The 14382-nt window shown below is 71.6% G+C and carries 8 protein-coding genes and 1 pseudogene; 1 reads left to right on the top strand and 8 read right to left on the bottom strand.

From position 1 onward, the window contains the following. The 8 genes from ACFVUT_RS37300 to ACFVUT_RS37265 all read right to left on the bottom strand — a co-directional run. The coding region (locus tag ACFVUT_RS37300; protein ID WP_389671140.1) for a lantibiotic dehydratase at positions 1 to 2289 on the bottom strand (2289 nt) is incomplete at its 3' end. After that, on the bottom strand, positions 2282 to 2578 hold the full coding sequence (locus tag ACFVUT_RS37295) for an acyl carrier protein (protein ID WP_389661013.1): 297 nt from the start codon (positions 2576 to 2578) through the stop codon (positions 2282 to 2284). The genes ACFVUT_RS37300 and ACFVUT_RS37295, both read right to left, overlap by 8 nt. Then, complete coding sequence (locus ACFVUT_RS37290) at positions 2575 to 3657, bottom strand: threonine/serine dehydratase (RefSeq protein WP_389661011.1); 1083 nt, start codon at positions 3655 to 3657, stop codon at positions 2575 to 2577. Before ACFVUT_RS37290 ends, ACFVUT_RS37295 begins: the two co-directional genes overlap by 4 nt. After that, positions 3654 to 5210 (bottom strand): amino acid adenylation domain-containing protein, encoded by a 1557-nt coding sequence (locus tag ACFVUT_RS37285; RefSeq protein WP_389661009.1) that lies wholly within the window; start codon positions 5208 to 5210, stop codon positions 3654 to 3656. The genes ACFVUT_RS37290 and ACFVUT_RS37285 overlap by 4 nt, the downstream gene beginning before the upstream one ends. Then, positions 5204 to 7546, bottom strand: a complete 2343-nt coding sequence (locus ACFVUT_RS37280; protein ID WP_389661007.1) for a lantibiotic dehydratase — start codon at positions 7544 to 7546, stop codon at positions 5204 to 5206. The genes ACFVUT_RS37285 and ACFVUT_RS37280 overlap by 7 nt, the downstream gene beginning before the upstream one ends. Positions 7547 to 7552: 6 nt before the next feature. After that, positions 7553 to 8497 (bottom strand): ornithine carbamoyltransferase, encoded by a 945-nt coding sequence (locus ACFVUT_RS37275; RefSeq protein ID WP_389661005.1) that lies wholly within the window; start codon positions 8495 to 8497, stop codon positions 7553 to 7555. A 60-nt stretch (positions 8498 to 8557) separates the two neighbouring features. Then, positions 8558 to 9868: a diaminobutyrate--2-oxoglutarate transaminase gene (locus ACFVUT_RS37270; RefSeq protein WP_389661003.1), complete on the bottom strand. Its 1311-nt coding sequence runs from the start codon at positions 9866 to 9868 to the stop codon at positions 8558 to 8560. A gap of 212 nt (positions 9869 to 10080) precedes the next feature. Then, a complete protein-coding gene (locus ACFVUT_RS37265) occupies positions 10081 to 13404 on the bottom strand; it encodes an amino acid adenylation domain-containing protein (protein ID WP_389661001.1) in 3324 nt (1107 codons plus the stop codon). Between the two features lie 662 nt (positions 13405 to 14066). On the opposite strand from ACFVUT_RS37265, the pseudogene ACFVUT_RS37260 reads away from it, so the two are divergent. After that, positions 14067 to 14382: pseudogene (locus ACFVUT_RS37260) on the top strand (hypothetical protein); the annotation flags it as partial.

Genomic DNA, 14382 nt, shown 5'->3' with positions numbered 1-14382 from the left:
GAAGCGGAGTTCGGAGGTGTAGGCGTTGCCCTGGTCGTCGGTGAGCCAGGCGTGTTCCGGGGTGGGCAGCATCTCGGTGATGGTCATCTTCGCCCGCGGATCCTTCCTGGCCAGCCGACGGGCCGCCTTGGCCAGGATGTTCACGTAGACCGGGGCGTCGAAGTCCACGTAGAACGGACGCGGCTCGGTGGGCGACACCACAAACACATAACGCGGCAGCTCACGCTCACTGCGCCAGTTCCGCGCCCGCACATACCGCCGGGCCTCGCTCTTCTCCTCCGCGAACTCCAGATCCCCACCCGTGAACCGCCACGACTCCCGGCTCACCACCAGCTTGTCCACAGCGACACGCGGCACATGATCGGCGTCGGGGAGCAGCCGGAACATGTCCATGGCCAGGGTGGTCAGCACATGGCCGAACACGTCCATGACAGTGAACTCGCTGCCGTCCGGCAGCAGCGCGGTCAGCCGGCCACGGCGTCGGGTGACCCGGGCGTCGGCGCTGAGCACGGTGCGGTCCCGGTGCGGGTCGGCGGTGAGCTCCCGCAGCGCGATGTAGTAGTCCTCCGGCCGTACCAGGACATTGCGCACCCGGACCGACAGCCGTGACGTGTGCTCCTTGGGCAGGAGCGGGAGCAGCCGGGGCCCGGGGAAGTCTCGGCCGGTCAGCTCGAAGAGCTCGGCCGGGCGCGGATGCTGGTTGACGAAGAGTGATGCGCCCACGGTGTTGGAGGCGAGGTGGAGTTCGCCCAGCACCAGATCGAAGTCGCCGTCGCCGATCGACTCGACGTCGCGGGCGACGATCAGCACGTCGGGGCTGATGCAGCGGGCGGCTGTCCAGCCCGGGGCTGCCGGGGGGAACTCCTCGGCAGCCCGTTCCGCGATCGCCAAGTGCGTCACGCGAACGCGTCGGGCGTCCACCGGGACGGAGATGATCCGCGCCCAGCGGCGCTGGAACTCCGCCAGTACCTCCTCGGCGTCGGTGACCGCGGCACCGTGCAGGATCGGCATGCAGGCGAACCAGAACTCGGCGAGATTGACCTCCTCCCCGTCGCCGCCGGACGCTGCCAGCTTCTCGAAGACCTCCTCGGCCCGGTGTTCCACCCGGGCGGCGAGCTGGGACATCAGCCAGGCGGCGCTGTTCATCAGTGGTTCCAGCGGTGCCATGGCGTCCAGCACCCCGCCGCCGACGCGGGCGGTCGCGGAGCGTCGGGTGTCGGAGTAGACCAGTGAGCGGTTGGGCGCGGTGCGGGTGCCCTTGGCGCGCTGGGAGGCGGTGTCGGTGATGCGGGTGAAGTCCTCCTCCAGCCCCGCCAGCGCCTCGCACAGAGCGGTGGCGTCACGCCCCGCCGCCTGCACCCGGTCACGACCCCGCTCCAGAACCTCCAACGGTTCCAGCGCACGGCGCCGCAGACCGGAATCACCCACCCGCTCCAGCACCGCCCGCAACTCCCGCTCCGGATGGACGCCGGAGGGAACCTCCAGCCGCCAGGTCACCCACCGACGGCGTACCAGTTCGGTCAGCCCTGCGGTCACCTCTGCCAGTGACAGGCCCAGCTCACGGGCCAGTTCGCCGGGCGGCCTGCGGCCGTCGGCCAGCCGGAGCAGGGCCACCAGGCCCGGCGGCGCCTGCTGCGGGGCACGGCCGGGGATCCGTACGGGTCCTTCGTCGGAGTCGGCGCGGATGAAGGGCATCCGGCGTGGGGGTATCCAGGTCATCAGACGCTCGTCGGCCGACAACTTCTTCGCCAACGCGTCGATCGACCAACTGGAGAAGAACACCGACGACGAAGCCGTCAGCCCCTCCCCCGGATCGATCTCCACCCCCCGCACCGCACCATCCACACGACCCCAGCCCACCGGACCGAAAAACCCGATCGTGTCGTTCTTCACACAGAACCGCTGCCAATAATGAGCCACCAACTCCTCACGCTGACGCGGCATACTCGACCGCCCCGAAGCCGACGGAACCCACCCCAGAAAAGGACCGATCCCCGTCCGCAACACCGTACGGTTCTGCCACGCCACCGCAGCCGTGAAATCCGAACCCCCCGCAACCCCCTGCAACCGCACCGCAGTCCGCGCCGCAACCTCCCCGAACACCCCCTCGAACTCATCCCAATCCGGACCCGACAACGCCACCCCACCAGCAAACTTGTCCGCATACACCGACACATCCACCGGCGCCAGACCCAACACACCCCCCACCGGAAAACCCGGCCCCCGCAACGAGAACTGCTCCCACAACCGCCAACGCCGGCCCAGCAGCAGAGCACCGTCGTCACTCATGTGCCACCCCGGCCGGGACCTCGGTGAGCTCCTCGGCGACGATCTCCGCCAGCTCTGCGGGGGTGGGGTAGGCGAAGACCAGGGCGACGGCGACCTCGACGCCCACCGCCTCCTGGAGCCGGCCGGTGATCTGGAACGCGGTCAGCGAGTCGCCACCCGACTCGAAGAAGTCGGCGTACTCGTCCAGTCCCTCGTTGTTCAGGGCCTCCTGGAAGAGGCCGGTGACCAGTACGGTCAGACCGGCGGTGGTCCGCAGGTCCTGCACAGTGGTCCAGTCCTGAACGCTCACAATGACTCCTTTGACAGTGTTGAAGGTGAGGGCAGTGCCGAGAGGGACGAGGGGCCCGAGAAGACGGCCGGGGACGGTACGAGGGGCGGCGCGGAATGCGGGCCCGGCCCGGTGGCCGAGCCCGCCGCCGCGCCCATGGCGGCGAGGGCGGACGGTGAATTGCCGCCGGAGACCACCACCGCCGTGCGTCCCTGGAAGCCGCGCTGGAGCGCGCCGGCCAGGGCGACGCTGCCGCTCGGTTCGGCGGGGACGCCGACGCGGTGCAGCAGCTCCATCGCCCCGAGCACTTCCTCGTCGTCGACGGCGATCAGCTCGTCGACACGCCACTGGACGATGGGGAAAATGACCTCGCCGGGCCGTTGGCCGCGCAGTCCGTCGGCGACGGTCAGCGAAGCGGACAACTCCACCGGTCGCCCGGCGGCGACCGATACGGCGTAGCGGCGGGCCTGTCGGGGCTCCACACCGATGATCCGCAGCGGACGCCCGGGGCGTCCGGCGAGATCGGCCGCCAGGCAACTGCCGGCCAGCAGGCCGCCACCGCCGACCGGGACGAAGAGCAGATCGAGATCGGGCTCCTCCTCCAGGATCTCCAGCGCGACGGTCCCCTGTCCGGCGACGACGTGCTCGTCGTCGGAGGACGGCACGAGCAGGGCCCCGGTGTCCGCGGCCAGTTGCCGGGCGAGCTGGTCGCGTGCGGCGACGCCGCCTTCCACCGCCAGAACCCGCGCGCCGAGTGCGCGGATGGCGTCGGCCTTGGCCCGGCCCGCTCCGGCAGCCATCACCACGGTGGCCTCGGCGCCGGTCCGGCGGGCGAGCGCGGCCACCGCTATGCCGTGGTTCCCGGAGGAGCCGGCGACCACCGCTCCGGCGGCCCGGCCCAGCATCGCGTTGGCAGCGCCGCGCGCCTTGAACGAGCCGCCGTGCTGCAGGTGTTCGGCCTTCAGCAGCAGCCCGGACAGGCCGGGCGGATCCAGCAGTCCATCGGCGCTCAGCAACGGCGTACGGCGTACCGGTCCGCGGATCCGCTCGGCCGCCGCCCGTACCTCGGCCGAGGCGAGGCGGGCACCGGCGGCGGTCACGGCGTCCGGCCCGGGAACGGCGGGCCGCCGCCGCGCAGGGCGGCCCGGTCCGCTTTGCCCGTGCGGGTGGTGGGGAGCCGTTCGATGCGGTGGAAGCGGCGCGGCATCATGTGCGTCGGAAGGAAGCCCGCCAGATGTCTGCGAAGCTCCGCATCGGTGACCGTCTCCAGCTCACCGGTGACATGGGCGTAGAGGAACACCCGGCCCCGGTCGTCGGGTTCCGCGGTGACCACGGCGCCGGTCACGCGGGGGTGCCCGAGCAGCACCCCTTCGATCTCGGCCGGATCGACCCGGTAGCCCCGGATCTTCACCTGCCGGTCGGAACGGCCCAGATACTCCAGCACACCGTCCGGTCTGCTGCGCGCCAGATCGCCGGTGCGGAAGGCGCGGGCACCCGGCGGTCCGCCGGGGTCGGGGCGGAAGCGGTCGGCGGTGAGCGCGGGCAGTCCCCGGTAGCCGCGCGCCACGCCGACGCCGCCGAGGGCGATCTCGCCGATCTCTCCCGGGGGCACCTCCCGCTCGTCGGGGCCGATCAGCATCGCCGTCATCCCGTCGACGGGGGTTCCGACCAGATCGGCGGTGGTCTCCGGCTCGGGGGGCACCGCGTAGCGGGTGGCGGTCATGGTGCACTCGGTGGGGCCGTACTGGTTGACCAAACCGCCGGGCAGCACCCGGCGCGCGCCGGAACTGAGGAACGGCAGCAGCGACTCGCCGCTGGAGACGACCAGACGCAGTCCGCTCAGCCGTTCCCCGGCCCGGTCCTGCTGAGCGAGGAAGGTGAGGAAGGAAGGCGTAACGCTCAGCAGCGTGTTGACGCCGTACTCTCGCAGGGTCTCCGCGAAGCTGTCGGCGCGCAGCAGGGTGCTCCGTTCCGCCAGTACCACGGTGCCTCCGGCGACCAGTGGGGCGAAGGTGTCGCGGATGGAGGCGTCGTAGCCGAGCGGTGCGACCTGGAGCGCCACCGTATGCGGACCGAGGCCGTAGTCGCGGGCGATGAAGCTCAGGTAGGAGTCGAGACCGGCGCGCTCGATCAGCACCGCGTTCGGGGTGCCGGTGGAACCGGAGGTATGGCTGACATAGGCCAGCTGCCGTCCGGAGATTTCCGGCAGCCCGTCAGGGATCCCGCGAGTCCCGGTGCTCGCGTCGACATCGTCAGGGCTCTGTGGCCCGTCCGGCTCGTCGAGGTCGATCACCGGTCCGTCCACGGGCAGGCGCAGGGTCTGCCGCACGGCACGGCGGGTGAGCAGGCTGGTGGCGCCGCCGCTGTGGACCATGGCGGCCAGCCGGGGCGGCGGCTGGGTCACGTCGAGCGTGAGGAAGGCTCCCCCGGCGCGGAGCACCGCCGCCACCGCCACCACGCTCTCCGGCCCCGGTTCCAGCGCGATGGCGCAGACCTGTTCCCGGCCGACTCCGCGGGTGGTCAGGGTGTGGGCCAGCCGGTCGATCCAGGCGTCGAGCCGCCGGTAGCTGCAGGAGGTGTTGTCGGTGCGCAGCGCGATGGCCTCCGGGGTGCGCACGGCATGTGCGCGTATCGCGTCGAGGAAGCTCACCATGACGGCACTCCCCCCTGCTGGTGCTCCTGGTCGACGGCGACGAAGCGGAGTTCGGAGGTGTAGGCGTTGCCCTGGTCGTCGGTGAGCCAGGCGTGTTCCGGGGTGGGCAGCATCTCGGTGATGGTCATCTTCGCCCCTGGATCCTTCCTGGCCAGCCGGCGGGCCGCCTTGGCCAGGATGTTCACGTAGACCGGGGCGTCGAAGTCCACGTAGAACGGACGCGGCTCGGTGGGCGACACCACAAACACATAACGCGGCAGCTCACGCTCACTGCGCCAGTTCCGCGCCCGCACATACCGCCGGGCCTCGCTCTTCTCCTCCGCGAACTCCAGATCCCCACCCGTGAACCGCCACGACTCCCGGCTCACCACCAGCTTGTCCACAGCGACACGCGGCACATGATCGGCGTCGGGACGGAGCGCGAAGCGGTCCATGACGCGGTTGGTGAGGGCGTGGCTGAAGACGTCCAGCACATCGAACTCGCTGCCGTCCGGCAGCACGGCCGTCAGCCGGCCGTCGCGGTCGGCGACGGTGACCTCGGCGCTGAGCACGGTGCGGTCCCGGTGCGGGTCACTGGTGTGCTCGGCGACTGCGACGAAGTAGTCCTCCGGGCGGTCCAGGGCGGGGCGGCTGCGCGCCGACCACTTCAGCGGCAGTTCCTTGGGCAGCATCGGCATCAGCCGGGGCCCGGGGAAGTCCCGGCCGGTCTCGGCGATCAGCTCGTCGATGGCCGGGTGCTGATTGACGAAGAGCGAGGCGGCCACGGTGTTCATGGCGATGTGCAGCTCGCCGAGGACGAGTTCGAACTCGCCACGTTCCACCGCGGCAGCGTCCTTGGCCATGATCAGCAGGTCGGGGCTGACGTAGCGGGAGAGCGACCAGCCGTCGCGCGGACCGTCGAACTCCTCGCGGACCCGTTCGGCGATGTCCGCCGAGGACAGCTGAACCCGGCGGGCGCCTTCCGGGGCGTCGATGATCCTCGCCCACCGCTCGCGCAGTTCGGCGCCGATCCGGTCCGCCTCCGGCATGGACTCGGCGTGCGGAGCGGGCAGGCAGGCGAACCAGAGCGAGGCGAGATCGGTGGTCGGCCGGTCGCCGCGCACCCGGTCGAAGGACTCACGGATACGGGTGCGCATGGACTCCGCATAGCGGCTGGTGAGCCAGCCCACGGCGGTCAGGCACATCGAGAGCGGCGTCAGTTCGTCCAGGACCGCGTCGCCGACGCGGGCGGTCGCGGAGCGTCGGGTGTCGGAGTAGACCAGTGAGCGGTTGGGCGCGGTGCGGGTGCCCTTGGCGCGCTGGGAGGCGGTGTCGGTGATGCGGGTGAAGTCCTCCTCCAGCCCCGCCAGCGCCTCGCACAGAGCGGTGGCGTCACGCCCCGCCGCCTGCACCCGGTCACGCCCCCGCTCCAGAACCTCCAACGGCTCCAGCGCACGATGCCGCAGACCGGAATCACCCACCCGCTCCAGCACCGCCCGCAACTCCCGCTCCGGATGGGCGCCGGAGGGAACCTCCAGCCGCCAGGTCACCCAACGGCGGCGGATCAGCTCACGCAGCCGTTCCTCGGTGCCGGCGACGGGCAGGGCCAGTTCGCCGGCGAGGTCACCGAGAGTGCGGCGACCGTCGACCAGTTCCAGCAGCGGCAACAGCTCCGGCGGTACGGGCTGTTCGGGCCGTCCCGGAAGCTGTACCACCGCACCGGCGTCGCGCCGTTCGAGGCGGGCGAACGGAATGCGGCGTGGGGGTATCCAGGTCATCAGACGCTCGTCGGCCGACAACTTCTTCGCCAACGCGTCGATCGACCAACTGGAGAAGAACACCGACGACGAAGCCGTCAGCCCCTCCCCCGGATCGATCTCCACCCCCCGCACCGCACCATCCACACGACCCCAGCCCACCGGACCGAAAAACCCGATCGTGTCGTTCTTCACACAGAACCGCTGCCAATAATGAGCCACCAACTCCTCACGCTGACGCGGCATACTCGACCGCCCCGAAGCCGACGGAACCCACCCCAGAAAAGGACCGATCCCCGTCCGCAACACCGTACGGTTCTGCCACGCCACCGCAGCCGTGAAATCCGAACCCCCCGCAACCTCCTGCAACCGCACCGCAGTCCGCGCCGCAACCTCCCCGAACACCCCCTCGAACTCATCCCAATCCGGACCCGACAACGCCACCCCACCAGCAAACTTGTCCGCATACACCGACACATCCACCGGCGCCAGACCCAACACACCCCCCACCGGAAAACCCGGCCCCCGCAACGAGAACTGCTCCCACAACCGCCAACGCCCACCGGGCAGATAAACAGCTTCCTGCTCTTCCGCGACCATGATGATCTACCTCTCGGAGCTACGGTCCGTCGCGCACCATTCGAGAACGGCGCGCGCACTGTGGTATTTGTTCTCGGCCTGGTCGAAAGCGATGCTGGCCGGGCCGTCCAGCACGTCTGCGGTGACTTCTTCGCCGCGGTGCGCGGGCAGGTCGTGCATGAACACCGCGTCCGGGCTGCTCGCCATGGTTTTCCCGGTGACCTGGAAGGGCGCGAACACCTCGCGCCAGTCGGCGGTCGGTTTCTCGGTCCCGGTGGTCTGCCAGCGGGTGGTGTAGATGACGTCGGCGGCCGGCAGATCCGCCATGTCGTGGCGTTCCTCGATCCGGGCTCCGGTGCGCTTGGCGTAGACCGCCGCCCGTTCCAGGTACTCGGGCGCCAGCCCGTATCCGGGCGGGGTGCGCAGTGTGAGCCGGGTGCCCCGGAACCGGGAGAGCGCCAGGGCCAGGGCGGAGGCGGTGTTGTTGCCCTCGCCCACGTAGAGCACGTGCAGGTCCTCGATACGCCCGAACCTGCGCAGCAGAGTGGTGAGGTCGGCGAGCGCCTGGGTGGGGTGCTCGCCCCTGCTCATCGCGTTGATGACCGCCATCCGCTGCTGGTCCGCGTAGGCGCGCAGTTCGCGCTCGGGACCGGCGGTGCGCGCCACCAGCACATCGATCATCCGGGAGAGCACTGCGGCGCTGTCCTCCACGGTCTCCCCGGTGTTCTCCTGGAGGTCCCCGGGGCCGTAGGTGATCAGCCGGGCGCCCAGCCGCAGCGCCCCGGCGGAGAAGGCGGTACGGGTACGGGTGGAGGTCTTGCGGAACAGCACACCGACGACGGTGTCGGCCAGCGGCCGGGCCTCCTCGGCAGCGCCCGCCGAGAACTCGGCGCCGCGCCGGGCGATCTGTCGCAGCTCCTCGTCGGAGAGGTCGTCGATGGAAATCAGATGACGGCGTTCGGCCTGGGGCATGGTGCTTCCTCCTAGGTGGAGCAGGTCGGGACGGCGGCTCCGGACGGGCGGTCTCGGGCCTCAGCGGGTGAGCAGTGCGGCGCGCAGCACGCCGAGGCCGTGGTCGAGCTCTTCGGGGGTGATGGTCAGTGGCGGCAGCACCTTGATCACTTCGTCGTCGCGGCCGGAGAGTTCGACGATCAGCCCGTGGTCGAAGGCGTACCGCTGAACCGCTGCGGCGCGTTCGCCGCCGCCGCAGCGGCCGAGGTCGATGCCGAGCACCGTGCCGCGGCCCCGGACGACGATCTCCGGTTCGGCGGCGGTCAGTTCGGCCCCCAGCTCGGCCAGCCGGCGGGCCGGGCCGGGGAGCTGGGCGAGGAAGTCCGGGCGGCTCCACAGTTCGGCGGCGGCGGTCGCGGCGACGAAGGCGAGCTGGTTGCCCCGGAAGGTGCCGGTGTGCTCACCCGGTTCCCAGACGTCGAGCCGGGGGTGGAAGAGGGTGAGGGCCAGCGGAAGTCCGAAGCCGCTGAGGGACTTGGAGACGGTGACGATGTCCGGAACGATGCCGGACTCCTCGAAGGCGAAGAAGGTGCCGGTGCGGCCGCAGCCCGACTGGATCTCGTCGCAGATCAGCAGAATGCCGTGGCGTTCTGTGACGGCGCGCAGCCGGCGCAGCCAGTCGGCGGACGCCGGGTAGACGCCGCCCTCCATCTGCAGCGGCTCGACGATCACCGCGGCGGGCGTCTCCACCCCGGAGGAGGAGTCGGCCAGCAGCCGTTCGATGAACCCGATGGAGTCGAACGGGCCCTGTGGTCCGTCCTCGTAGGGGATGAAGGTGACTTCGTCCTGGCCGTGCACCCCGCCGGCCCGGCGGGCCCGGCCGTTGCCGGTGACGGCCAGCGAGCCGCGGGACATTCCGTGGTAGCCGCCGCTGAAGGCGAAGATCCCTCTGCGGCCGGTGGCCTTCCGGGCCAGTTTCAGAGCAGCCTCGACCGCGTCGGTGCCGGTGGGCCCGGAGAACTGCACGGTGTACTCCAGGCCGCGGGGCCGCAGGATGTGCTCGTTGAGGGCGACCAGGAAGGACCGCTTGGCCCCGGTGTACATGTCGAGGCCGTGCATCATCCCGTCGGACGCGAGATAGTCGGCGATCCGCGCCTTGATCGAGCTGGGGTTGTGGCCGTAGTTGAGCGATCCCGCGCCGCAGAAGAAGTCGGTGAAGACCCGGCCGTCCTCGGCGTACAGGTGCGCGCCCTTGGCGCGTTCGAAGACCACCGGGAACGTGCGGCAGTAGCTGCGGACATGGGACTCGTGGCGCTCGAAGACGGCGACGTCCGGCGGTCCGGGCACGGTCAGGGGCGGTGTGGAGGAGGGAGGAGTGATCGCGGTGGTCATGGCGGTCGGTGGTCCTTTCGGTTCTCGCGGGGTCCTGCCGGTTCCGCCGGTCCTGTGGGCCTCGGCGTAACGCGCTGCCGCACGCCGATGACGTTCAGCGACGTCCGCCGTGGCGTGGTGGCGACGGGGCCGCCGTGTGGCGGCCCAGCCGTACTGCTGTGCCGTTGTCTGCTGTTGTGTGCTGTTGTGTGCTGTTGTGCCGGGGGATCCCCTTACCGGCTGCTGTCCGCGGGCTGGGCGACAGCCTGACGGCGCTCCCGCCGCCGGGCTCCGAGGACCGGCACGGACCGTCCGGAGGACACGGCCGGGTAGCCGGACAGGGCCGCCGAGAGTGCGGCCACGGTGGGGTGTTCGAAGAGTGCGCGGACCGGGACGTCGATCCCGAGCGCGGCCCGCAGCCGTACCGCGACCCGGGTGGCCAGCAGGGAGTGCCCGCCGAGCTGGAAGAAGTCGTGGTCGACGCCGAAGCCCTGGACGCCCAGTACCGCCTCCCAGACCCCGGCCACGGTGCGTTCCCGGTCGGTACGCGGTGGTGTGCCGGCGGTGGCGTCCTCGGGCTGCCGCCAGCTCTCCACGGCGGGCAGCGCCTTGCGGTCGACCTTGCCGTTCGGTGTGCGCGGCAGGGCGTCCAGCACCACGAACGCCTCGGGCACCAGGTAGTCGGGCAGGGTGACCAGCAGCGCGGTGCGCAGCTCCTCAGGACGGGTGCCGGCGGGGCCACGGCCGGGCAGCCGGTCCGCGTCCTCGCGTGGCACCAGGTAGGCGGCCAGCCGCTGGTCGCCTCCGGGCTGCGGCACCGCGCAGACCACGGCGGCGCGGAAGACGCCCAGGGCCAGCAGCGCGGACTCGATCTCGCCCGGCTCGATCCGGTGGCCGCGGATCTTCACCTGGTGATCGGCGCGGCCCAGGATCTCCAGCGAGCCGTCCGGTCGTCGGCGCGCCACGTCCCCGGTGCGGTACAGCCGTGCCCCGGGGCGTCCGGAGAACGGGTCGGGGACGAAGACCCCGGCCGTCTGCGCCGGGCGTCCGTGGTAGCCCCAGCCGACTCCGCTGCCGCCGATCCACGCCTCCCCGACCGTGCCCTCGGGGACCGGCTCCAGCCGCTCGTCCAGCAGGTAGAGCTCCGTGTTGCCGCGCAGCTCCCAGTCCACGGTCCGCCCCTGCGCGTCGAGGCGGGCGGTGGTGGCCCAGACGGTGGTCTCGGTCGGGCCGTACAGATCCCAGACCCGGGCGCCGTCGGCGGCCAGGCGCACCGCCAGTTCGGTGTGCAGCTTCTCGCCGCCGCTGAGCACCGTCAGTCCGGCCCCCGGCCGCCAGCCGGCGTCCAGCAGCATCCGCAGCGTGACCGGGGTGGCCTGCACCAGGCCGGGTCCGGCGGTGTCGATCAGTGCGGCCATCCGCTCCGGATCCCGGGCCTGTTCGCGGTCGGCGAGCAGCAGCCGGGCCCCGGTCAGCAGCGGAAGGCACAGCTCCATCAGCGACGGGTCGAAGGCGGCTGTGGTGATGCCCAGGAACGCGTCGCCGGGGCGAAGAGGCAGACGGCCCGCCATCGCCACCAGGAAGTGCGTCAGCGAGCGATGCTCGATCAGCACGCCTTTGGGGCTGCCGGTGGAGCCGGAGGTGTAGAAGATGTAGGCGAGTTCGTCCGGGCCGGGGCGGCGCGACGGCGCCGAGCGGGGGGCGTCGGCCAGCCTGGCCTCCTCGGCGGGATCGTCCAGCAGCACGGTACGGTCCTCCGGCGGCCGGAGCCCGGCTCCCACGTCGTCCAGCCGTCCGACGAGCGCCCGCTCGCTGATCAGCACCGCTGCCCCGGCGTCCTGGAGCAGATGGCCGATCCGGCCGCCGGGGTAGCCCGGGTCGAGCGGCAGATACACGGCGCCGGCCTTGTGCACCGCCAGCAGGGCCACCGGCAACGCGGGGCCGCGTTCAAGAAGGACCCCGACGGGGATCCCCGGCCCAGCGCCTGCCGTGGCCAGGCGATGCGCCAACTGGTTGGCCCGGGCGTCCAGTTCGGTGTAGCTGAGGGACCGGCTCGCGCAGCTGACCGCGACCGCGTCGGGGGTCCGGGCCGCCTGCCGCTCGAACAGCTCGGTCCAGGGGACATCCGGCACCTCCAGGCCGGTGCCGTTGCCCTGGGCCAGCAGCCTGCGCCGCTCCCGCCCCGGCAACGGCGTGAGTCCGCCCGCCGACAGGGAGACCGAGGTCTCAGGATCGGCCACGACTGCGGTCAGCAGCGCCACGAACGCGGCGCCGATCCGCTCGGCGGTGTCCGGGTCGAACAGCGCGGTGGCGTACTGCATCCGGCCGGCGATCCGGCCGTCCGGCAGGGTGAGCAGGTCCAGCGCCACGTCGAGAGCGCTGCCGGCGGCCGGAGTGGAGATCATCTCGGTCTGCAGGCCCGGCAGATACTCCGGTTCCTCCCGCAGGGTGAGCAGTTGGAAGGAGACCTGGAAGAGGGGGTTGCGGGACAGGTCACGCTCCTGGGCCAGCTCGGCGACAACCTGCTCGAACGGCAGCGCGGCGTGGGAGAACGCGGCCAGCGCGTCCGCCTTCACCCTGCGCAGCAGCTCGGCGAAGGACGGCTCGCCGCCGAGATCGGCGCGCAGCACCACGGTGTTGACGAACAGCCCGATCAGACCGTTCAGCCGGGGCAGTCCCCGGCCGCTGACCGGGGTGCCCACCGCGATGTCGGTCCGGCCGGTCAGCCATCCCAGGGTGGCCTGGAAGGCGGCGAGCAGCACCATGAACCGCGTGGCCCGGTGCTGCCGGGCCAGCCCGTCCACTCCGGCGGCCAGCTCGGCCGGGACGGCGAATCGGACGATGTCGGCGGCGCCGTCCCAGACCGCCGGGCGCGGCCGGTCGGTGGGCAGCGTCAGTGACTCCAGACCCGCCAGCCGCTCGCGCCAGTGGGCGAGCTGGCGCTCGCCGCGCGGTCCGGCCAGCCATTCGGCCTGTTCGGCGGCGGCGTCGGCGTACTGGAGGGGCAGCGGCTCCAGTGGCTCCGGTTCCGCGATGGCCACCGGGCTGCCGGCGCGGGCTCGGTACCCGGCCGCCAATTCCCGGGTGAGCACCGGCCAGGAGGAGAAGTCGAAGGCGATGTGGTGGACCACGATCAGCAGGAGCTGATCGTGCTCGGCCAGCCGCACCAGGACCAGCCGCAGCGGCGGTGCCGAGTCCAGCGACAACGGCCGTACCACCTCGGCGGCGACGAGCCCGGCGAGCCGCCGCTCCCGCTCCTCGGAGGGCAGCGCCCGCAGATCCCGGTGTTCCAGAGGCACTTCGACCGTGGGCTCGACCACCGCCACCGGCTCGCCGTCCACCGCGGGGTACCGCGTTCGCAGCACCTCGTGGCGGGCGAGTACCGCGGCGAACGCACCGGTCAGCGCCTTCTCGTCGAGGTCGCCGCGGATCCGTAGCGCCAGCGGCAGCAGATCGTCCGGTGTACCGGGGCGCAGACTGTTCAGAAACCACAACCGTCGCTGTGCGAACGACATCGGTCTGCCGGCACCCATCTCGTTGGCATCACCGCTGTCCACCGGTCACCTCCATGGAGCGGACAAGTCCAGGAGCCATCGACGGCTCCGGACACCTGTGAGTCTCCGCGCCGTCCCGCCTCCCGCCCAGAGAACTTCCGGCAGCCGCATCGGCGGGCCTCTCCTGCCCGTGGCTCCCTTGCCCACGCCCCGGGACGCCCATCAGCCCGGACGCAGGCCCCGCGTACGCCGCACGCCGGTGTCCACGGACCTGGTCGGGGGCCGGCTCGCCGAGATCCGTTTCGCAGTTGATCCCCGTCGCGCGAAAGAGGAACTGATGCGTGGTTACTGTCCACAGCGACGACAAGAGGCCACGCGTAGCCGTTCACCTCCCCAGGCGTGGCTTGCGTGACCTCTCGGCGCCTTGACCCGACCTGTAGGTCACGCTCGCGGCCCCGGGCCGAAACGGCGTCGCGTCCGTCTTCTCCCGTACGGGGGTTCGTCGGTGACATCCCCCAGGCGGACATCCCCAAGCGGACGTCGCCGCACAGGACCACTCGCACGGGCCCTGGCCAGAGCTCGGCGGACCTTCTCACTTCCGGCTCCTGAAGGAAGGCGACTTCAACGAGGCGACCGGCCGACGCCTCGCGGCAGTAACCGCGGACACCGCAATCCAGACGGGCTGGTACCACGTCGACAGCGGCTCCCACACCATCGCCCGCAACGTGCTTCTCGGAGCCCTGCGCGCAGCTCACGCCAGCGGTGACAGCAGGCTGCGGGCCGGAGCGCTGTCCTTCCTCGCAATCCACGGATACTCCGCCAGCGACCCGCGCGACGCGGTCACCGCCGCGCGCACCGCCCGCCAGGTCATTGCCGACCAAGACGCGCCCACCCTGCACGCGATGCTCCTCACCCGCCAGGCCCGCGGGCACGCCCGCCTTCGCGAAGACACCCAGACCCGCATCGCCCTGGAGGAAGCCCAGGCTCTGTGCGCCAGCGCCCGCGCCCGCGCCCGCGGGCGCGGGCGCGGGCGCGGGCGCG

The organism is Streptomyces sp. NPDC058051, from assembly GCF_042885475.1.
In the GTDB taxonomy this organism is placed as follows: Bacteria; Actinomycetota; Actinomycetes; order Streptomycetales; family Streptomycetaceae; genus Streptomyces.
This window is presented reverse-complemented; position numbering and strand designations above follow the sequence as displayed.

Excerpts from the sequence above, each read along its gene's own strand:
- ACFVUT_RS37270 (WP_389661003.1), bottom strand. The coding sequence starts at position 9,868 with ATGACCACCGCGATCACTCCTCCCTCCTCCACACCGCCCCTGACCGTG.
- ACFVUT_RS37285 (WP_389661009.1), bottom strand. The coding sequence starts at position 5,210 with ATGGTGAGCTTCCTCGACGCGATACGCGCACATGCCGTGCGCACCCCG.
- ACFVUT_RS37280 (WP_389661007.1), bottom strand. The coding sequence starts at position 7,546 with ATGGTCGCGGAAGAGCAGGAAGCTGTTTATCTGCCCGGTGGGCGTTGG.
- ACFVUT_RS37275 (WP_389661005.1), bottom strand. The coding sequence starts at position 8,497 with ATGCCCCAGGCCGAACGCCGTCATCTGATTTCCATCGACGACCTCTCC.